The organism is Polynucleobacter nymphae, from assembly GCF_018882155.1.
Taxonomy (GTDB): domain Bacteria; phylum Pseudomonadota; class Gammaproteobacteria; order Burkholderiales; family Burkholderiaceae; genus Polynucleobacter; species Polynucleobacter nymphae.
In genome coordinates this window covers 936,451-955,506 of sequence record NZ_JACVPA010000001.1, presented here as the reverse complement: position 1 = coordinate 955,506, position 19,056 = coordinate 936,451, and the positions used below count along the sequence as shown (strand labels likewise).

Here is a 19,056-nt window from a genome sequence, read left to right as displayed (position 1 = left end):
ATGAATATTCTAGTAACAGGTGCTTGTGGCTATAAAGGAAACGTACTGGTTCCAAAGCTATTGAATGCAGGACATTCTGTAATTGCTTTCGATATTATGTGGTTTGGAAATGATCTTCTGACGCACAGTAAACTTAAGGTAATCCAAGGGGATGTTCGAAATATCGCTGAAATTCCTTTGGAGGGAGTTGATGCAATTATTCATTTATCTTCAGTTGCAAATGACCCCGCTGGAGATCTCGATCCAAAATTAACGTGGGAAATTAGTGCTTTAGCCACGATGCAACTCATTGATCGTGCAGCGCGATTGGGCATTAAGCACTTTATCTATGCGTCCTCAGGAAGCGTCTATGGTCTTAAAGATGAGGCGCAGGTTACTGAGGATCTCACCCTAGTACCCTTATCGGAGTACAACAAGACCAAGATGGTGGCTGAGCGAGTGGTCTTGAGCTACTCAAATCAAATGGTGGTTCAAGTCGTCCGTCCTGCTACCGTTTGCGGCATCTCCCCTCGCATGCGTTTTGATGTATCAGTCAACATGTTAACCATGCAGGCCCTGACTAGGGGAGAAATTACCGTTTTGGGTGGGGATCAGACGCGGCCTAACATTCACATTGATGACATTACGGATCTTTACCTTTTTCTTTTAGATAGACCAGATGTTACTGGTGTCTACAATGCCGGCTTTGAGAATTTAAGCATTCGAAGAATTGCTGAGATGGCCTGCGAAAAAGCGAGCGCCAAAATTACCGTGCTTCCTTCAAATGACCCTAGATCATATAGAGTCAATTCAGACAAACTCCTTGCTACAGGATTCCGCCCGCGCAAGACAGTTGAAAATGCGATCGATGAGATTTGCCAAGCTTATCGTGAGGGTCGACTCAAAGATGAAGAGCGTTTTCATACTTTGCCCTGGATGCAAAAAACAGTATTTAATAGAGCTTAAAAATGACACCTCCAGTTTTTTCAACCTTTTCTAATGGTTATGTATCACGACTAAAGTCAGCCCTAGATTTGCTCCCTCAAGCAGAACTCGAAGCCCTTGCTGTTGCATTGATGACGGCTTGGAGAGAAAAGCGCCAAGTATTTATTTTTGGAAATGGTGGCTCGGCCGGTAATGCAATTCATCTTGCCAATGATTATCTTTATGGAATCTCTAAGCAGTTAGGAAAAGCTCTCAAAGTGCATGCTTTACCTGCAAATTCTGCGGTTTTGACTTGTTTAGCCAATGATGAGGGTTATGACAGTATCTTCATCCAGCAGTTGGCTGTCTTAGCTAATCCTGGAGACATCGCCATTGCTCTAAGTGGTAGTGGAAATTCGCCCAATATTCTTAGGGCTCTTGAGTATTGCCGCGACAATCAAATTCAGTCTTTTGCCGTTCTAGGCTTTTCTGGCGGGCAAGCTAAAGCACTTGCTCATCATGCGATTCATATCCCTATTGATGATATGCAAATTAGCGAAGATCTACAGTTGGTTGTGGGACATCTGATGATGCAGTGGCTTCATATGCACAAGGATCAGATCTGATGACAAAGATAGTTGGATTGACTGAACTCAAGCCTTCTGATGATTATGTTCTTGCTTATGGCCATTTCAGCGTTGTTCACCTTGGCCATTTACGCTATTTGCGTTATGCAAAGGCTCAAGGGAAAAAGCTGGTTGTTGCATTAATTGGGGACCACTTACCTAGTGGTCAACTAGATTATCCATTTACCCAGCTTGAGCGCTCTGAAGCTTTATCAGCACTTAATCTAATTGATCACATCATATTTCTTGAAGGAAAAGAGCTAACCGGTGTTGTGACCACTTTAAAACCTAAAACGATTGTTCTTGGCACTGAGTATGAGTCAACAACTGATCCTGATATTAGGGCGGCACTTAGTCAGCAGGTTCAGCAGGGTCGCGAAATTGAATTTCATTCTGGCGAAACGCATTATTCGAGTACAGAACTTTTATCAAACTCGGAGCATCAAATTGAGCAGCAGAGACGTTCAGAATTCTTGGCCGCTTTAGAGCGCCAAGGATTGGAGCTGCAAGACATGCTTGGGACACTCGCAAGTCTCAAAAATGCCCATTTAGTTGTCTTGGGAGACACCATCGTTGATCGTTATGTTGCCTGTGAAGCAATGGGTATGAGCGCTGAAGCCCCAGTAATCGTTGTTAGAGAGTTAGAAAGTCGTAACTATTTAGGGGGCGCTGCGATTGTGGCAGCACATGTTCGCACTCTGGGTGCTCAATGTACATTTTTTTCGGTTATTGGAAATGATGAAGCAGGAGATTATGTTTCTAGTCAATTGCAAGATTATGGCGTCAACGCCGTCTTAATCAGAGATGCGAAGCGTCCCACTACATTAAAGAAACGTTATGTAGTGGAGAATCAAAAGCTCTTTCGAGTAAGTCGTGTAGAGGAAAAGCGTCTTGATAAAGCGGTTGAGCAAAGTTTGCTAGAAAAGTTAGAGACAATGGCTAACAACGGTAGCATTGACGGAATCATCATTTCTGATTTTGTTTATGGAGTAGTTACTCCCGAGGTACTAGAGAGCGTCAGAAGGCTAGCAGAAAAGCATCAAATTATGCTCTTTGGCGATTTGCAATGCAGCAGTCAGGTTGGCGCTGTGACTCGATTCAAAGACTTCAGTCTGATTTGTCCTAATGAGCGAGAGGCAAGGATAGCTCTTCAAGATAAGGATTCTGGGCTGGAAGCAATTTCTAATCTGATATTTAGTCAAACAAACTGTAAAAACTTGATTATGAAATTGGGCTCAGAAGGTTTTATTGTGTATGGCCAAAATGGCTCATCAACATTGAATCGTGAGCATTTTCCAGCTTTGACTGCAAATCCAGTTGATGTAATGGGGGCAGGTGATTCGCTACTGGCTGTCATGGCGACTGGGATGGCTAGCGGCCAATCAATCATGTCGACTGCAGCGCTGGCAAGTTGTATGGCATCCTTAGCAGTTGAGAGAATGGGAAATACTCCCGTTTCGGAGATGGAGTTGCGTGACAGAGTCCTATCGGTTTTTGCTTACAGTGGCCAACCTAAATTCAATTAAAAACAATCGCTAATGAGTAATCTTCCAACAAAAACACTTGCCGCCATCTTGGTAGAGCAAAAGCGAGACTTAGTCATTGGTGAAATTCATTTGCCTGATGTTCTGGAAGTAGGTCAGGTATTGGTGCGCTTTCACTATAGCGGCATTTGCGGCAGTCAAATTGGCGAGATTGATGGGGTAAAGGGGGCGGATAAATGGTTGCCTCATCTATTGGGCCATGAGGCCAGCGGAACTGTTCTAGCCATTGGTCCGGGAGTTTCTTTTGTCAAGCCTGATGACCGTGTAGTGATTCATTGGCGGCGCGGCCGCGGCATTGAATCAGTGACGCCCAAATATTCTTGGAATGGCAAAACTGTCAATGCTGGTTGGGTAACGAGTTTTAATCAGCATGCAGTTATATCGGAGAATCGACTTACTGTAATACCTAAAGATGCGGATTTAAAGACGGCTGCCCTCTATGGATGCGCAGTAACTACTGGGCTCGGAACTATAGAAAATAAAGCTAAGATTCGACTGGGTGACCGAGTTGTCATCTTTGGCGCTGGCGGAATTGGTCTCAATCTTATCCAAGGTGCAGTTCTTGCGGGCGCTACTGAAATTATTGCTGTAGATCTATTTGATAATAGACTGGAGTTAGCGCGCTTAATGGGCGCTACTGCAGTGATTAACGCAAAGACCTGCGATGCCTTTGCCAGGATCAAAGAGCTCCTTAATAATCAAAAGCCAGATGTTTTTTTAGACAATACTGGCAAGCCTGAAATTATTGCTCAAGGTTATAACCTCGTTCATGGCGAGGGGCGGGTAGTTTTGGTAGGGGTGCCGTCCAAGGGGTCGACTACAAGTCTTTTCACCTTGGATTTACATTTTGGTAAAACCATCACTGGCACTACGGGAGGTGAAGCTGATCCAACGACTGATATTCCTCGGTATATGGGTCTTTTTGCCAAGCGACAACTAAGCCTTTCTCCATTAATTACGGAGGTCGCACCCCTTTCTGCCGTAAATGACTTAATCGAAGGCATGCGGAACGGCCGAACTGCCGGGCGGTGCCTGATTGATTTAGAGGCTGCCTTATGAGTTCGGTATTGGTTCTGGGAAGTAACTCTTTTTCAGGAGCCAGCTTTTGCCGCTATCTTTTGGAGCAGGGGCTTGATGTGATTGGGGCTAGCCGCTCGCCTGAGGCTCACTCAGTCTTTCTACCCTATCGTTGGCTTCCAGAGTCACAGCAGAAAAACTTTCGTTTTATTCAATTAGATTTAAATCATGACCTAGATCGTCTTGAGAAGTTGATGCGAGATCAGAAGATTAAAGTAGTAGTCAATTTCTCAGCTCAAAGTATGGTCGGCGAGAGTTGGGATAAGCCTGATGACTGGATGCAGACTAATGTTGTGGCTGTTGCCCGCTTAGCAGAGCGTCTTCGGCATTTAGATTTTCTGGAGCGGTATGTCCACATCACGACGCCAGAGGTATATGGCTCTACGGATGGTTGGATTCATGAGGAGACGCCTTTTAATCCCTCTACTCCATATGCGGTATCACGGGCTGCAGGCGATATGCTTTTTAAGATTTATCGAGAGACATTTCAGCTGCCTGTAGTAAGTACGCGGGCTGCTAACGTCTATGGACCTGGACAGCCGCTTTATCGCATTATTCCTCGTACTATTTTCTGCCTACTAACTGGACAACCTCTAGAGTTGCATGGCGGAGGTGTATCAACCCGCTCTTTTATTCATATCGACGATGTCAGTCGTGCTACCTGGCAGATTGCTCAGAAAGCGTCAGTCGGCGAGACTTATCACATCTCAACTGATCGGATTATTTCGATTAGAGCTTTGGTGGAGGCTTTATGTGAGATGCTAAAGGTATCTTTTGAAGGAAATGTTTCGGTAGTAGGGGAGCGTCTAGGTAAAGATAGTGCTTATTGGCTTAGCAGTGAAAAACTCCACCAAGATCTCGGCTGGAAAGATCAGATTTCCCTTGAGCAAGGCCTAGCACAAACGATTGAGTGGGTTCAGAAGAACCTTGAGGTACTCAAGGCCCAACCACTACAGTACATTCACAAAAAATGAAGTCCGAAACCCTTTCTATTTCTCAGCTTGAGGCTATAGCTAGACTCATTCGATTTCGAGCAATTCGAAATTCACATCTCACTGGTACGCCCCACTTGGGATCTTGCTTATCCTGTACGGACTTATTAGTTTGGTTGTATTGGAATATTTTGCGTCTTGATCCCCAGAATCCTAAGGCAAGTGATCGCGATCGTTTTATTCTAAGTAAAGGCCATGCAGCTCCCGTCTTATTTCAGGTGCTTGCCCAAAAAGGTTTTTATGGCTTAGACGCGCTGGACTCTTATGGTCAAGGAGGCTCTGTGTTTGGCGAACATCCTCCGTCACCTGATCATTTGGCTGGTATTGAGGCTGCGACTGGATCTCTAGGTCATGGGCTTCCAATAGGGCTTGGAATGGCATTAGCTAGCCGAATTATGCATAAGCCCTATCGCGTTTTTGCGGTTCTTGGTGATGGTGAGTGTAATGAGGGATCAGTTTGGGAGGCTGCACTGATGGCTTCAGCCCAAAAAGTGAGCAACCTAACAGTTTTTGTGGATTACAACAAGTGGCAAGCAACTGGAAGAAGTGATGAGGTGTTAGGTCTTGCACCATTGGCTGAAAAGTGGAAGGCTTTTGGGTGGGCCTGCATGGAAGTTGATGGTAATTCTTTTCAAGAAATCGAGTCTGCCTACAATTCCTTAGCAACGGATGATCGACCAAAGGCCATCATTGCTCACACTGTAAAGGGTAAAGGAATACCTTTTATGGAAGATGATAATAATTGGCACTATCGCATTCCTTCAGCTGACGAGGTGCGTCAATCAGCTGAGATATTAGGGATTTCCTCAGATCAGATTCAGCTCGATGGGCGTAAGCCCATCAGTCACGGTTAAGCCTATGAGAAATGCTTTTGCAGATGAAGTAACCCAGTTAGCTCAGGCTGACTCTAGAGTTGTACTTCTATCCGGAGATATTGGCAATCGACTTTTTGATCGCTTGCGCGCCGCAAGACCTGAGCAATTCATGAACTGTGGAGTAGCTGAGCAAAATATGATGGGCGTTGCTGCAGGGATGGGCTTAAGCGGTTTGCGACCGATTGTTTATACGATTACTCCTTTTACGACGATACGTTGCCTTGAGCAAATTAAAATTGACGTGGGCTATCACAATTCGCCTGTGATCATCGTGGGTACAGGGTCTGGACTTTCGTATGCAAGCCTTGGCCCAACACATCATAGTTTGGAAGACTTTGCGATCTTTCGGGCTATTCCTAATTTGCAAGTGCTAGCACCTTGGGATGTAAAATCTTTGCGTGCCTGTCTTCGTATGGCAATAGAAAGTAGCAGTCCAACCTATATCCGCATTGGTAAGAAGGGCGAGACAGATCTCTCCGGTGATAATGCTATGCCTGCAATTGGTAATGGCCTGTGTCTAAAGTCGGGAAGCCAAGTCTGCATTTTGGCAACAGGTACTATCAGTAGTGAGGCTGCCTTGGCTGTCAAGACTCTTGCCGAGCAAGGAGTATCTGCTGAACTTGTTTTAATGCACACAGTTAAACCCTTCTCTGAGACAGCAATCAATGGGTTACTTAATCGCTTTGATGCATTAGTTACCGTAGAAGAGCATTCTAAGGTGGGTGGCTTTGGCGAATCGGTATTAAGTTTGATTGCTCGAAACGGCCTACAAAAAAGAGTTGAGGTCTTGGGAACCTCGGACCAATTTATGCCAGTAGTTGGCTCTCAAGAATATGCTCGCCAATACTTCGAGATTGACGCAGACAGTATTGTGCGTGCCGCTCTTCGAGTCTGCCAGTAAATTGAACTGCTTATGCGCATTGGCTTAGATTTCGATAACACAATCGCTTGTTACGACAGCGCAATTACAAAGCTGGCAGAAGAAATGTTTGAGCTTCCAGATTTAGTGCCACGAACCAAGCTGGGAGTGCGAGACTATCTAAGAATGCAGGACCGAGAAGTAGAGTGGACCGCTTTTCAGGGTGAGCTTTATGGACCAGGGATGCGATATGCACAAGCTTATGAAGGTGCTATTGAGACTATGCTTGAGCTAAACGCTCTTGGCCATGAATTATTCATTGTCAGTCATCGCAGTAAAAAGCCTTACGCAGGCCATCCTCATGATCTTCATGCTGCTGCTAGAGCTTGGTTGAAAGAGACAGTACAAAGCCTTGGCTTATTTATAAACGATCAAATATTTTTTCTTGAGACTCGGGATCAGAAGGTGCAAATGATTAAAGAATTGGGTTGCGAGATCTTCCTCGATGATTTGCCCGAAGTTTTAGAGGCCGACCAATTTCCTTCTACAACCCGAGGTATTTTATTTGCGCCTGACAGTTTTAATGAAAATATCTCCACTCGCCACACCACTATTTCCCAATGGACGAGCCTACCCGCCCTAATCAAGCAAGCATAGTCTATCCAGACTTTGCGTTACATTGGGCACAGAAGCTTGAGGCTTCAGTCGATAGTCTGATCCCTCTTCATGGCGGAATTAATAATCAGGTCTTTAGCTGCAGTGTTGGCGCTAAGAGCTCAAAGCGCTTTGTGATTAAAGGGTATTCAGCAAGAGGCCTTACTGATCGCATGTTGGCGGAGATACAGTTTTTACGTTATGCCCAGAAAGTTGCTCCAAGCTATGTTCCAAAGCTACTGGCAGAAGATGAGCAGTATCGCTGCGTTGTGTTGGAATATATAGATGGCCAACCCTATCCTGTAAACCAAAGTCCATCCGAGCAAGATGTTATGCATGCAGGCAGATTTTTTCGCTTACTGAATGCTGATCAATTGCTTGCAAAAGAGTATATAAAGCAGTCGGCGGCAGAGGGATTTTTAAGAGTGACCGAGCATCTTGAAAATGTCTTCGGACGATTAAATCAATTGAGCATAGAGCATCTCCCCATAGAGTTCAGATCACAAGCTAATGTATTGGTACAAAATATCTTTCAGGAGTTTGAGGTACTTGCAGATCAAACCAAAGCGCTGATTGATAAAGGCCAGACTCAAGATGCTATTAATTTTGAAGATTGCTGTGTATCACCAAGTGATTTTGGCTTTCATAATGCATTAAGATCTGCTGGTGGGGTAAAGTTTTTTGATTTTGAGTTTGCAGGATGGGATGACCCCGCAAAGGCTGTAGTTGACTTTTCTCTACAGCCGCGGATGCCAGTTGCCCCTAGCCTTGCTAAGCTTTTTTTTCAAGCAGTCGCTCCATATGGCGGGGAGCAATTAAGCGCTAGAAGCGCTGTTCTGGGCCCAATTCTTAGGCTAAAGTGGTTATGTATTATGCTTTCAGTGTTACGACCAGATCGCTTACTTCAAATGAAGGCGGTTGCTCAAGATGCTATGGGTGAAGGCTTTGTTAAGCAACGACTAGAAGAGGCGCAAGCCTATATTGATAAGGAATTTTCTTTTGGCATACATTGATCTGCTTTCCTCTGTTCACAAGGCTACACAGCGTGATTATTTAGCGCGTGTAAATGATCCAGAGTTTCCAAAAGCAAAAGCTGCCCAGATTGCTAAGCAGTGGGCTTATGACTATTGGGATGGAGATCGGCGCATTAACTATGGCGGTTATAAATATATGCCTGGTCGCTGGGCACCAGTTGCTAACCAGATGATTGAATACTACGGCCTCAAAGCTGGCGACTCGGTATTAGATATTGGTTGCGGTAAAGGATTTCAGATGGTGGAGCTGATGAAGGCCTTGCCTGGTTTGAAAGTTAGAGGTTTAGATATCTCGACTTATGCACTTGAGCATGCACACCCAGATGTAAAAGATCTTATTGATCTTGGATCTGCAGATAATTTGCCTTATGCGGATAAAGAATTTGATCTTGTTTTTTCAATTAATACATTTCATAACCTACACAATCAAGAACTAGAAAAAGCATTGCGTGGAATTGAGCGGGTCGGTAAGCGAAAGTATATCTGCGTTGAATCTTATAGAAATGAAGTTGAAAAAGCGAACTTACTCTATTGGCAGGTTACTTGCGAGCAATTTAATACGCCAGAGGACTGGGATTGGTGGTTTAAAATGTCAGGGTATACCGGTGATCATTCATTTATCTATTTTGATTAACGCTTGAGTTGGATCAATGTTAGTAGAAAAAACCTATGCTGTATTTATTCAATTCATTGAAATGTGAGGTCTGTGTTGTCAGATTTTTATCATAGAACATCCTGTAGTTTATGTGACTCTAAGGCTTTAGTTCTGAGATTACCGATGCCTGCGTGCCCTCCAGTTGATGCTTTTAGGTATAAAGGCCATTCGCAGTACAAAGGTTCTTACTTTCCAATGGATCTTTATCAGTGCGAGGATTGCGGCTATTTGCAGTTATTAGATATTGTTTCTCCAAAACTTCTTTTTGGGGACTATATCTATTTATCATCCTCTTCCCCTGATTTGAACGAGCACTTTGAAAAATACTCCAATTTCATGCAGGAGTATTTTGAGCGCGATGGGATACATAAGAGATTTTGTGTAGATGTGGGTTGTAATGACGGTTTATTTTTGAGCAAGATTGCTCGCTTTGGACACCAAGTGCTAGGAGTAGATGCTTCAGAGTACTGTGCAAAGGTATCTAACCAGAATGGTGTTTCGTGCGTTCAAGGCTTTTTTGAGCGCACACTAGCTGAGCATCTTTTAAAGCAACATGGTTGCGCTGATGTTATTTTTGCAAATAATGTATTTTCACATAGCGACCACTTGATTGAGATCCTAGAGGGCGTGAAAACGTTACTTAGTGATACTGGATTATTTGTCTTTGAGGTATCTTATGCATTAGACACTATTGACCAAAGAGTTTTTGACTACATTTACCATGAGCATGTTGGTTACCACTCATTAAAGCCGCTGATCAAGTTTCTGAATAAAAACGGATTTGAGATAGAGGATGTGGTTAGAGTCAATACAAAAGGCGGGAGCATCCGAGTTGTGGCTAAAAAAATTGCCCAAGACTCATCATCTCCGCAGGTAGCTCAGTCACAAGCCGTCAAAGAGTTACTCGATCTTGAAGAGAAATCTGGTCTTTATTCAGCCAAGTTATATAAAGACCTAGAAGATTTTGTTAACAATAGACGTACGCTAATCAATAGATATATTAGCGAGGCTTTGGCTAGTGGTAAGACCATATGTGTATATGGTGCTTCCGCAACCTCTATAGTACTGATGCGTTCACTTGACCTTGAAGGTCGAGTTGCATTTATTGTTGATGATAACTCCCTAAGACAGGGTAGATTGGCCCCAGTTAGCGATATTCCTGTCGTTTCACGATCCGCACTTGGTTCGGGAGAAGAATTTTTATGCGTTGTACTAGCTTGGCGATTCTGGGATCGGATTGTTCGTCAGACTGACATGGATGAATCAAAAGTAACCTTTCTATTGCCTATGAATGGGGAAAAAGTGTTGTTAAAGCAGGGATATGAGCCGCCACCTACTTCAAGAGTTTGAAATGAGTATGACTAAATCTGTCCGATATATGCCATCCCCATCTAGCGAGGATGATGTAATGGAGGCGCTGACAGAGATGCCTTTTGGTTCTAATGGATTACGCCGTATTTGTTTACATCCTGATACTCAATCACCCTTACATGTAATGGTGATTGAGGCAAATAATGCCATGGAATTTCCTGCGCACTCTCACCCATGCGATGAGTTCATGATGTTGATACGTGGTGAGATGACAGTTTCTTATTTATCCGAAAATGCAGAAAAGAAGGTAGAGCTTAAAGCGGGCTCTTTGTTATTGATTCCAGCAAATTCTATTCATTTAGTCAAATTTTTAGCCCCTTCTACGATTTTCTATGAAATTAAGGCGGGACCATTTAATGAGAACTCAACAATCTTCGCTAAAGCAGATGAGCTCAACTAATTCATCAGTCTGGATAGTGGGTGGAAGTAGCCCACTTACACAAGCCATTTCTAAGGAATTAGGATCAGATCATTCAATCATTAGTTTTGGACGCAATTCATCGTGCGATAGGCATATAGACTTAGCCAAGGCAGAAGAAACCGAGGATGTATTTCAGAAATGCATCCAGGAGTTTGGAGTGCCTAAGGCAATTTTCTTTTGCCAGCGATTTCGTCCGTCGGTATCTGATAAAGATCTTTCCACCTCCGCTTTGATATCGAAAGCGATTGTAGTTGAGGTTTATCCATTACTTGCAATCAATAATGTGCTCATGTCTCTCGACAAGCAGGACTTAAATGTCAGAATGATTGCCTTTTCATCTACAGTAGCATTAAGTGGCCAAAACCAATCCCCACGCTTTTATAGTATTACAAAATCAATGGTAACTAGCCTGCTTCCAGTCTTAACAAGCGAAGTGCTTCAATTAGGCTGCACTTGGAATTGCGTTTTGTTGTCTGAATTTTTTAAGGGTGACGGTGCACATACTGCTGAGAGACTAAAGCAGTTAGATAGCGTCTCAAAAAAGCATGTACAGGGGAAAATTCCAACTGTTGAAGATATTGCTACTTATGGCAGATTTATGATTAGCAATACCGCAATATATATGAATGGAGAATCAATAGTATTTGATGGTGGCTATATAAAATACGGTCAAGACACTTGATTTTCTCATCTTAAAAAGGAAAAAAATTGCTTGAATTTAAATATATAGATAATCTAACCAATCAAAATTTTGAGCCGTATCTTGTTGATAGTCCTTTTATGCGGATAGAGTTTGCTGGACGGATTACAAATAGTTATCTTGCCGGTGGCAATATGGTTGGAAGCCATTCGACAATTGCCAGATCTCTAGTTGGACGCTATGTTGCGATTGGGTGCCACTCCTTTATGTCACGCGCAAAGACTGGAAACTATTGCACCTTCGGTAATCGTGTTTCAATCGGTGGCCTCAATCATGATTACCGGCTGGTAACTAGCCATGAAGTTGCATTTAGAAATACCTCGGCAATCTATGGCGAAACAATTGTAGATAAGGATGCTTATATTCAAGGTCAGGATCAGAACCCTCAATACCACGTCGAAATGGGGCATGATATTTGGATTGGCGATAATGCGGTAGTACTTCCTGGCCGAAAAATTGGGACTGGCGCAGTGATTGGCGCAGGCGCAGTTGTCACTACTGATGTTCCGGCTTACTCGATCATTGTGGGCAACCCCGGAAGGATTTTGAAATATCGATTCCCAGATGACGTTATCTTAAGATTACTCTCTTCAAATTGGTGGGATAAGACAATAAGTGATTTGAAAGGTTTTGATTTTTCAGATATGGACACATTTTTGAAAAAATGTGAGTGCTGATTTTGCATCTTATCGCCCTCATTAGGCTAATCAATAATGTTTAAATACACTCCTTTTACATTCGAGGGTTAGTAGTGATTGATCAAGATCAGTCCTTCACTATAAATGATGTTCAAGTGAACAGTCAGCCACTAGTATCTGTATTTATGCCCGTCTACAACCAAGAGCTTTATGTTGCTGCAGCTCTTGATTCAATCCTTGGTCAAACTTACGCAAACTATGAAATTGTTATCTCAGATGACTGTTCACGTGATTTGACACCAATCATAGTTAAAGAATATGCAGATAAGTTTCCTGAAAAAATCCGTTTTTATAAATTATCAAATGAAAATCTAGGCAGCAGACATTTTGAGTTATTGTTAGAGCAGTGCAAAGGAGATTATGTTTGCCTGTTTTCTGGTGACGATATTATGTATCCGGAAAAGATTAAACGACAGATGGATGATGTCCTGCGACTTGGCCTCTCTTTTCATGGCCATACAGTAGATTGCATAGATAAGTGGGGTGTCATTTTCAGTGAAATGGGCGCGCCCAAAGACCAGTTCTGTCGAAGTAATTCTAATTTCATCATACATGGCATCCCCGCCGCAGGTTGTAGCTGGTTAGTAAAAAGGGCATATGCCAAGTTTGATCATTCCCTTGGCTTTCTTCATGATTTCGATATGGTTATCCGGGTTCTTGGAGATGGAAGACTTGGCTATATTTGCGCTGAAAAATTCGGCGCTTATCGCGTAACACAAACTAGCTGGTCCAATAATTTATGCTGGAAGGATTACTTGTGGGCGTATTCTAATCTGGCTAAGGCCTGGATTCAATCGAGGATGTACTCTGAGTGCATATGGTTAGTATTGAGAATCTTGGCGCGTCTTCCAAAGCTGCCGTTAAAAATTGCGAACACGAAATAAGTATCTGCGTAGCTTAGTATCTAGGGGCGCTGGTTATAAAAAATTGGGAAGTGTAAATGAACACTGCTAAGTTTCTTAAGATTGCCTCGAAAACGCTATTAAGTTCAGATCACTGGTTATGTGTCGTTTTCCGTCGGATTGTTTCAGGATTTTTATTTGGACTTGGAGCTATCGCAAGACCAATTAATTTGACTACTTCAAACTTTTTTTATATTTATGCATGCGTGCTAGCATTTGATCCCAGCCGCCTTGCAGCGCTAATTAATTCAAACGATAGTAAGCTAGATAATCACTTGATCGTCGCCTCCCGCGCATTTTTTGAGATTGCCTTTGCACGAGGAGAGCTACCTAAAATATATAATTTTCTACAGAATACAACTACGAAGTATCCATATTTGTTTACACCCTGGAAATTGCTCCATTACTGCTATTATTTTACAAAGTCATGGGAATCACTCTTAGAAATCAATGCTTTATATGAAGACTTTCGTAGAGACCAATTAAAATCTATGGGGATCCTTGGCTATGATGTGATCTTTGGAGACCATGTAACCGCATCTATTGGCCATAGCCAAATCTTTTTTGATTTTGAAATTATTCGTACCCGCTCTCCTGCCAATCGGCCGAAGATAGTAGTCTGCGATTCAAGCCATGACAGAATGTCGAATTTTTATCGGGAACTCTTGCCAGATATGATTGAGGACTCAATCTCTGTGGATCAGAGCGCTGGGCAGCGCCCAGACTTACTTAATTTTGTGCAGGATTCATTTCCATTTTTAGTGACTAAAAAATATTTTGGTTACCAAGAGGAAAGGGGGAGGGCAAAATATCTCGCATCATGGTCGGCAACTGGTGCAAAAGCATTTAAACTCACTACGACTCAAAAAACTGAGCTTGAGTTATTTCTTCATAGTTTTGGGGTAGAAGAGCATGATTGGTATGTTGTCATGCATGTACGCGAAGGGGCTGATAACTCAATCAGAAACGCAGATATTGATACCTATTATGGCGCAATTGATGCAATCATATCTAATGGTGGATGGGTTTTTAGGATTGGTGATGTATCAATGACTCCATTACGCAAGGATATGCTAAGAGTTATTGATTTGCCTTTTAGTAATGCTTCTAGACCGCGCTATATCGATCTTTATCTTTTAGCTACCGCCCGTTTTGTAATTTGTACGGCTTCAGGACCATCAGACTTTCCGTTTTACTTTAATGTTCCAAGGTTGATAACAAATTGGCCAGTAATGTATGCATTGTTTGGGACCTCCAATGATATATGTCTGCCAGTTTCTTACTACTGCAATTCTAGAAATGCAATTGTTCCCCTGAGAGAGCAATTGACCTCAACGGTTTATGATGACCTATCAATGTTGCAAGCTCTAAAAGGAGTTAGATCAATTAAGAACAGCTCAAAACAAATAGAGCAGGGTGCGATTGAAATGATTGAGCTAACAGCCAAAAGTGATTCAAGAGCTCATTTCCCCAGCCCTATGCCTGATTCATTGACTTACAAATATAGGGATAAATTCTGGTTTATGGGCTCTATTTCAAAGGCATTCCTAGAAGACAATCCAAATTACCTTGATTAATCAGTAGCTATTGAGCTGTTAGCTTTAACCATGCTAAATTGGGGGTAGTTCACAATTTACATTTCAGATCCTTAAAGAATTTTCTATGGATAAAACGAAGAAGTTAGTCATCATTGGCGCAGGGGAAACTGCCGAGATTGCTTGCGAATATTTTACGGTTGATTCTGAGTATGAAGTCGTTGGTTTTGCAGTAGATCGTCAATTTATTACGAGTAAATTTATTGCCGGACTTCCTGTTATTCCGCTTGATGAGTTAGAGCTAAAATTTCCACCTACTCATTATTGGGCTTTTGCAGCCGCAAGCTCAACTAAACTCAACCGAGTTCGGCATCGTTTATACAATGAATTAAAAAATAAAAATTATCGAATAGCAAGCTACATCAGTTCAAAGGCATTTGTATGGAGAAACGTTCAAATTGGTGAAAACAGTTTTATTTTTGAAGATAACACTATTCAGCCATTTGTAAAGATAGGCAACAATGTTGTCTTGTGGAGCGGCAATCATATTGGTCATAACTCAACAATACAAGATAATTGCTTCTTATCTTCCCATGTCGTTATCTCAGGTTTTTGTGATATCGGTGAGTCTTCATTTTTAGGCGTAAATAGTACCGTTATTAATAATATTAATATTGGAAAAGATTGCTTTATTGGTGCAGGAGCACTTATTCAAAAGGACGTTCCGTCAGGCTCTGTATTGCAAGAATCCAGTACAGAAATTTCAAAAGTGAGTAGCTTGCGACTCTTTAAAATCGGTGACGGTCAATGAAGTGGGTAAAAAAAGGGTTTATTTATGGCCCAGATGCAACGCTGCTGTGGGCCAAAGATAGTGCATTGACGCCTACCCCCTTGTTGCTTGATGAAGAAACAATTCGTGTCTATGCAGGCTTTAGGGACGCTTCTGGTGTGAGTAGAATTGGTTTTGTGGATGTAGATTCGGGTTCTCCTGACATTATCAAGCGGGTCTCTACTCATCCGGCCTTAGATATCGGTATTAATGGGATGTTCGATGATAACGGCGTTATTTTGGGTGATGTGATTCGGGTTAATGATGATATTCGAATGTATTACGTTGGATTTCAGTTAGTTTCAAAAGTGAAATTTTTAGCTTTTTCTGGACTTGCTATTAGTAAAGATGGCGGTGATACTTTTGAGCGCTATTCAAATGTGCCTATTCTAGATCGGGCAAATGATAGTTTGTTTATCGGCGCAATCCACTCCGTTGTAAAAATAGAGGATCAGTTTCATATCTGGTATGCCAGTGGCAATGGATGGGAATTAATCAATGGTGTACCTTACCCACAATACCGAATCCGACATGCGATCAGTAAGGATGGTTTCAATATTGAAACCGACGGACATGTATGTGTTGATGTTGAGGGGCTAGAGTATCGGATTGGTAGGCCGCGAGTTTTTCAATTGAATAATCATTTTTTTATGCACTACACCCGCGGAACCACCGATAGACAATATCTTGCTGGATTAGCTGAGTCTTTGGATGGGGTGCACTGGAAGCGAATCGATTCCGAGTTAGGCATTAGTCTTTCTGAATCTGGGTGGGATTCAAAGCATCTGTGCTATCCAGCCTTAATTACTACAAAAGGTAAGACCTATATGTTTTATAACGGAAATGATATGGGGAAAGCAGGTTTTGGTTATGCCCAGTTGGAGGAGACATGAGTCTCGAGATTCAATTATTTACTCCAAAAGATTCGATGGCTTGGGATCATTTCTGTGAGAAAACCTTGCAAGGTACTTTGTTGCATACCCGTAAATTTCTTTCTTATCATCAAGACCGATTTATCGATCAATCCTTAATTATTTATGAGGGGGAAAAGTGGTTGGGAATTTTTCCTGCAGCCATAAATCCGGGTGATCCTTCTCAAATAGTGAGTCATCCCGGAATTACCTGTGGAGGGCTCCTTCATCAAGGAGCTCTTAGGGGTGATTTGATGATTGAGGCACTGCGTTTAATTCAAGACTTTTATGCGAAATTAGGTTTTAAAAGTCTGATTTATAAAGCAACACCAAGCTTTTATCATCGTAGCCCCGCGCAAGATGATCTCTATGCGCTTTTTAGGCTGGGGGCATCTAAAATTCGCTGTGATTTGAGTAGCACCATTGATCTTGAAAATCGGTTGCCGTTAATAAAAGGGCGGCGCTGGGCTTTAAAAAAAGCCCAAAAGTCAAACGTCAATATTGTTCAGGGAGTGCAGTACCTCAAGGCTTTTTGGGAAATACTCACCAATAACCTTGCTGAAAAGCATGAAGCTTCACCGGTGCATTCTTTACATGAGATTGAGGTTTTGATCGAGCGATTTCCTGAAGAAATTTTGTGTATCTGTGCGGAGCATAATGGAACGATAGTAGCGGGGGTAATTTTATTCGTAACACATCAGGCACTCCATACTCAATATATAGCCTCAAATGCTGCAGGGCGAGAGGTCTCTGCTGTGGATGCTGTAATTGAGCACTGCATTTTGTTGGGAGCAGCTGCTGGCAAAAGATGGTTTGACTTTGGTATTAATAATGAAAACAATGGCTTAATACTGAATGACGGCCTCTACACCTATAAAAACGGGTTTGGTGGAGGTGGATATACCCATGAATTTTATCAATTGGTTTTATGAATGAAAAATTATGTCAATTCTTGATTGCAAAATAATACAGCTACCCAAAATACAAGACCAAAGGGGTAATCTAACCTTTATTGAATCAGACCGCCATATCCCTTTTGATATTAAGCGTGTTTATTATCTCTATGATGTTCCCGGAGGGTCTTCTAGAGCTGCCCATGGCCATAAAAAACTTCATCAACTAATGATTGCAATGTCAGGAAGTTTTGACGTCACTCTTGATGATGGTTGTGAGAAAAAAACATTTCACCTTAATCGCTCTTATTCTGGTTTGTATATTCCGCCTATGATGTGGCGCGATCTCGATAACTTTTCCTCTGGGGGAGTCTGCATGGTCTTAGCATCGGAATACTATGATGAGCAAGATTATTTTAGGGAATATGCAGATTTTCTTCAGGCAGCAAAGGATCGGTCTTGAAGATTCCATTTCTTGATTTAAAAGAGATCAATTCTAAGTACGAATCTCAATTAATTGAGGCTGCTAGTGATGTGATTCACTCTGGCTGGTATATTGGCGGGAACTACCTGGCCAAATTTGAGGCTGAATTTGCACAGTATTGTGGGGTTAAATACTGCGTAGGTGTTGCCAATGGCCTTGATGCCCTGGTCTTAACCCTAAGGGCCTGGAAGGAGTTGGGAAGACTATCTGATGGTGATGAAGTATTGGTTCCCGCTAACACCTATATAGCTAGTATTTTGGCTATTACTGAGAACAATTTAAAGCCAGTATTGGTTGAGCCTAGTGAAAAAACCTTCAATATCTCATCTGAAAATTTAGAGAAATACGTTACTCCTCGTACAAAAGCTATTCTCCCAGTTCATCTCTACGGGCGTTTAGTGGAGATGTCCTCAATCCTTGAGTTTGCTAAAAAACATCGCCTCCTTGTGTTAGAGGATTCTGCGCAGGCACATGGCGCAAAACTGAATAATCAAAAAGCCGGTAGTTGGGGTGATGCATCAGGCTTTAGCTTTTACCCTGGGAAAAATCTAGGCGCACTGGGAGACGCTGGGGCCATCACAACGAATGATCCTGAGTTGTTTAAAGTACTTAAAGCACTGCGAAATTATGGCTCACTTGAAAAATATAAAAATATTATTCAAGGGGTCAACAGTCGCTTAGATGAAATTCAGGCGGCGATGCTCTCGGTAAAACTCAAATATTTAGATGAAGAGATCAAGCGAAGACAGGAAATAGCAAAGGCCTATTTAAAGGGCATAAAAAATGAATTGATCTTATTGCCAGATACACCTTTAGAAGGTCAACATGTATGGCATCTATTTGTAGTTCGCACTCAATATCGAGATCGCTTACAACAATTTTTGACTGATATGGGCATTGAGACGCTGATTCACTACCCCATACCCCCCCATAAACAAGATGCCTATAAAAGCTATTCGGATCTCAACTTGCCATTTACAGAGAGTTTGCATTCTGAGGTGCTGAGCCTGCCGATTGGACCAACTATGACTGATGAGCAGGTATTAGAGGTAATTGGAGCTTGTAATGCTTTTAAAGCGTAACAGCTATTTAC

Annotated in this window: 21 protein-coding genes; all 21 read left to right on the top strand. The window is 42.3% G+C overall.

Going from position 1 to position 19,056, the window contains the following annotated elements; all coding sequences use genetic code 11:
* Entirely contained in the window at positions 1–945 is a 945-nt protein-coding gene (locus tag ICN29_RS04865; RefSeq protein ID WP_216130256.1) for an NAD-dependent epimerase/dehydratase family protein, read from the top strand.
* A gap of 2 nt (positions 946–947) precedes the next feature.
* Positions 948–1,529, top strand: coding sequence for an SIS domain-containing protein (locus ICN29_RS04860; RefSeq protein ID WP_216130254.1), 582 nt, complete (start codon positions 948–950; stop codon positions 1,527–1,529).
* Positions 1,529–3,055, top strand: a complete 1,527-nt coding sequence (locus tag ICN29_RS04855; RefSeq protein ID WP_216130252.1) for a PfkB family carbohydrate kinase — start codon at positions 1,529–1,531, stop codon at positions 3,053–3,055. Before ICN29_RS04860 ends, ICN29_RS04855 begins: the two co-directional genes overlap by 1 nt.
* Before the next feature lie 12 nt (positions 3,056–3,067).
* A complete protein-coding gene (locus ICN29_RS04850) occupies positions 3,068–4,132 on the top strand; it encodes a zinc-binding dehydrogenase (RefSeq protein ID WP_216130250.1) in 1,065 nt (354 codons plus the stop codon).
* Entirely contained in the window at positions 4,129–5,124 is a 996-nt protein-coding gene (locus tag ICN29_RS04845) for a GDP-mannose 4,6-dehydratase (RefSeq protein ID WP_216130248.1), read from the top strand. Before ICN29_RS04850 ends, ICN29_RS04845 begins: the two co-directional genes overlap by 4 nt.
* Positions 5,121–5,996, top strand: a complete 876-nt coding sequence (locus tag ICN29_RS04840) for a transketolase (protein WP_216130246.1) — start codon at positions 5,121–5,123, stop codon at positions 5,994–5,996. The genes ICN29_RS04845 and ICN29_RS04840 overlap by 4 nt, the downstream gene beginning before the upstream one ends.
* Positions 5,968–6,918, top strand: coding sequence for a transketolase family protein (locus ICN29_RS04835; protein ID WP_255538066.1), 951 nt, complete (start codon positions 5,968–5,970; stop codon positions 6,916–6,918). Before ICN29_RS04840 ends, ICN29_RS04835 begins: the two co-directional genes overlap by 29 nt.
* A 12-nt stretch (positions 6,919–6,930) precedes the next feature.
* Positions 6,931–7,533, top strand: a complete 603-nt coding sequence (locus ICN29_RS04830; RefSeq protein ID WP_216130244.1) for an HAD family hydrolase — start codon at positions 6,931–6,933, stop codon at positions 7,531–7,533.
* Complete coding sequence (locus ICN29_RS04825; RefSeq protein WP_216130242.1) at positions 7,497–8,543, top strand: aminoglycoside phosphotransferase family protein; 1,047 nt, start codon at positions 7,497–7,499, stop codon at positions 8,541–8,543. The genes ICN29_RS04830 and ICN29_RS04825 overlap by 37 nt, the downstream gene beginning before the upstream one ends.
* Positions 8,530–9,198, top strand: a complete 669-nt coding sequence (locus tag ICN29_RS04820; RefSeq protein WP_216130240.1) for a class I SAM-dependent methyltransferase — start codon at positions 8,530–8,532, stop codon at positions 9,196–9,198. Before ICN29_RS04825 ends, ICN29_RS04820 begins: the two co-directional genes overlap by 14 nt.
* 63 nt (positions 9,199–9,261) lie before the next feature.
* A complete protein-coding gene (locus ICN29_RS04815; protein ID WP_369411631.1) occupies positions 9,262–10,569 on the top strand; it encodes a methyltransferase domain-containing protein in 1,308 nt (435 codons plus the stop codon).
* A complete protein-coding gene (locus ICN29_RS04810) occupies positions 10,541–10,990 on the top strand; it encodes a WbuC family cupin fold metalloprotein (protein WP_216130236.1) in 450 nt (149 codons plus the stop codon). The genes ICN29_RS04815 and ICN29_RS04810 overlap by 29 nt, the downstream gene beginning before the upstream one ends.
* Positions 10,947–11,693 (top strand): SDR family oxidoreductase, encoded by a 747-nt coding sequence (locus ICN29_RS04805; protein ID WP_216130234.1) that lies wholly within the window; start codon positions 10,947–10,949, stop codon positions 11,691–11,693. The genes ICN29_RS04810 and ICN29_RS04805 overlap by 44 nt, the downstream gene beginning before the upstream one ends.
* Positions 11,694–11,791: 98 nt before the next feature.
* The gene (locus ICN29_RS04800) at positions 11,792–12,388 is read left to right on the top strand and encodes a CatB-related O-acetyltransferase (RefSeq protein ID WP_216130232.1); all 597 of its coding nucleotides are present in this window, start codon (positions 11,792–11,794) and stop codon (positions 12,386–12,388) included.
* A 74-nt stretch (positions 12,389–12,462) separates the two neighbouring features.
* Positions 12,463–13,293, top strand: a complete 831-nt coding sequence (locus tag ICN29_RS04795) for a glycosyltransferase family 2 protein (protein WP_216130230.1) — start codon at positions 12,463–12,465, stop codon at positions 13,291–13,293.
* Between the two features lie 56 nt (positions 13,294–13,349).
* Positions 13,350–14,888 carry a TIGR04372 family glycosyltransferase gene (locus ICN29_RS04790; protein ID WP_216130228.1) on the top strand — a complete coding sequence of 513 codons (1,539 nt, stop codon included), beginning with the start codon at positions 13,350–13,352 and terminating at the stop codon, positions 14,886–14,888.
* A gap of 85 nt (positions 14,889–14,973) precedes the next feature.
* Positions 14,974–15,657, top strand: a complete 684-nt coding sequence (locus ICN29_RS04785) for an acetyltransferase (protein ID WP_216130226.1) — start codon at positions 14,974–14,976, stop codon at positions 15,655–15,657.
* Positions 15,654–16,568, top strand: coding sequence for a glycoside hydrolase family protein (locus ICN29_RS04780; RefSeq protein WP_216130224.1), 915 nt, complete (start codon positions 15,654–15,656; stop codon positions 16,566–16,568). The genes ICN29_RS04785 and ICN29_RS04780 overlap by 4 nt, the downstream gene beginning before the upstream one ends.
* An 80-nt stretch (positions 16,569–16,648) precedes the next feature.
* Positions 16,649–17,518 carry a GNAT family N-acetyltransferase gene (locus tag ICN29_RS04775; protein WP_216130222.1) on the top strand — a complete coding sequence of 290 codons (870 nt, stop codon included), beginning with the start codon at positions 16,649–16,651 and terminating at the stop codon, positions 17,516–17,518.
* Positions 17,519–17,528: 10 nt separating this feature from the next.
* On the top strand, positions 17,529–17,942 hold the full coding sequence (locus ICN29_RS04770) for a sugar 3,4-ketoisomerase (RefSeq protein WP_216130220.1): 414 nt from the start codon (positions 17,529–17,531) through the stop codon (positions 17,940–17,942).
* Positions 17,939–19,045, top strand: a complete 1,107-nt coding sequence (locus tag ICN29_RS04765) for a DegT/DnrJ/EryC1/StrS family aminotransferase (RefSeq protein WP_216130218.1) — start codon at positions 17,939–17,941, stop codon at positions 19,043–19,045. Before ICN29_RS04770 ends, ICN29_RS04765 begins: the two co-directional genes overlap by 4 nt.
* The last annotated feature ends 11 nt before the right edge of the window (positions 19,046–19,056 follow it).

Coding starts and splice junctions, on each gene's coding strand:
- ICN29_RS04840 (WP_216130246.1), top strand. CDS start 5,121: ATGAAGTCCGAAACCCTTTCTATTTCTCAGCTTGAGGCTATAGCTAGA.
- ICN29_RS04770 (WP_216130220.1), top strand. CDS start 17,529: ATGTCAATTCTTGATTGCAAAATAATACAGCTACCCAAAATACAAGAC.
- ICN29_RS04850 (WP_216130250.1), top strand. CDS start 3,068: ATGAGTAATCTTCCAACAAAAACACTTGCCGCCATCTTGGTAGAGCAA.
- ICN29_RS04785 (WP_216130226.1), top strand. CDS start 14,974: ATGGATAAAACGAAGAAGTTAGTCATCATTGGCGCAGGGGAAACTGCC.
- ICN29_RS04865 (WP_216130256.1), top strand. CDS start 1: ATGAATATTCTAGTAACAGGTGCTTGTGGCTATAAAGGAAACGTACTG.
- ICN29_RS04800 (WP_216130232.1), top strand. CDS start 11,792: ATGCGGATAGAGTTTGCTGGACGGATTACAAATAGTTATCTTGCCGGT.
- ICN29_RS04810 (WP_216130236.1), top strand. CDS start 10,541: ATGAGCCGCCACCTACTTCAAGAGTTTGAAATGAGTATGACTAAATCT.
- ICN29_RS04845 (WP_216130248.1), top strand. CDS start 4,129: ATGAGTTCGGTATTGGTTCTGGGAAGTAACTCTTTTTCAGGAGCCAGC.
- ICN29_RS04855 (WP_216130252.1), top strand. CDS start 1,529: ATGACAAAGATAGTTGGATTGACTGAACTCAAGCCTTCTGATGATTAT.
- ICN29_RS04790 (WP_216130228.1), top strand. CDS start 13,350: ATGAACACTGCTAAGTTTCTTAAGATTGCCTCGAAAACGCTATTAAGT.
- ICN29_RS04860 (WP_216130254.1), top strand. CDS start 948: ATGACACCTCCAGTTTTTTCAACCTTTTCTAATGGTTATGTATCACGA.
- ICN29_RS04830 (WP_216130244.1), top strand. CDS start 6,931: ATGCGCATTGGCTTAGATTTCGATAACACAATCGCTTGTTACGACAGC.
- ICN29_RS04780 (WP_216130224.1), top strand. CDS start 15,654: ATGAAGTGGGTAAAAAAAGGGTTTATTTATGGCCCAGATGCAACGCTG.
- ICN29_RS04835 (WP_255538066.1), top strand. CDS start 5,968: ATGGGCGTAAGCCCATCAGTCACGGTTAAGCCTATGAGAAATGCTTTT.
- ICN29_RS04825 (WP_216130242.1), top strand. CDS start 7,497: ATGGACGAGCCTACCCGCCCTAATCAAGCAAGCATAGTCTATCCAGAC.
- ICN29_RS04805 (WP_216130234.1), top strand. CDS start 10,947: ATGAGAACTCAACAATCTTCGCTAAAGCAGATGAGCTCAACTAATTCA.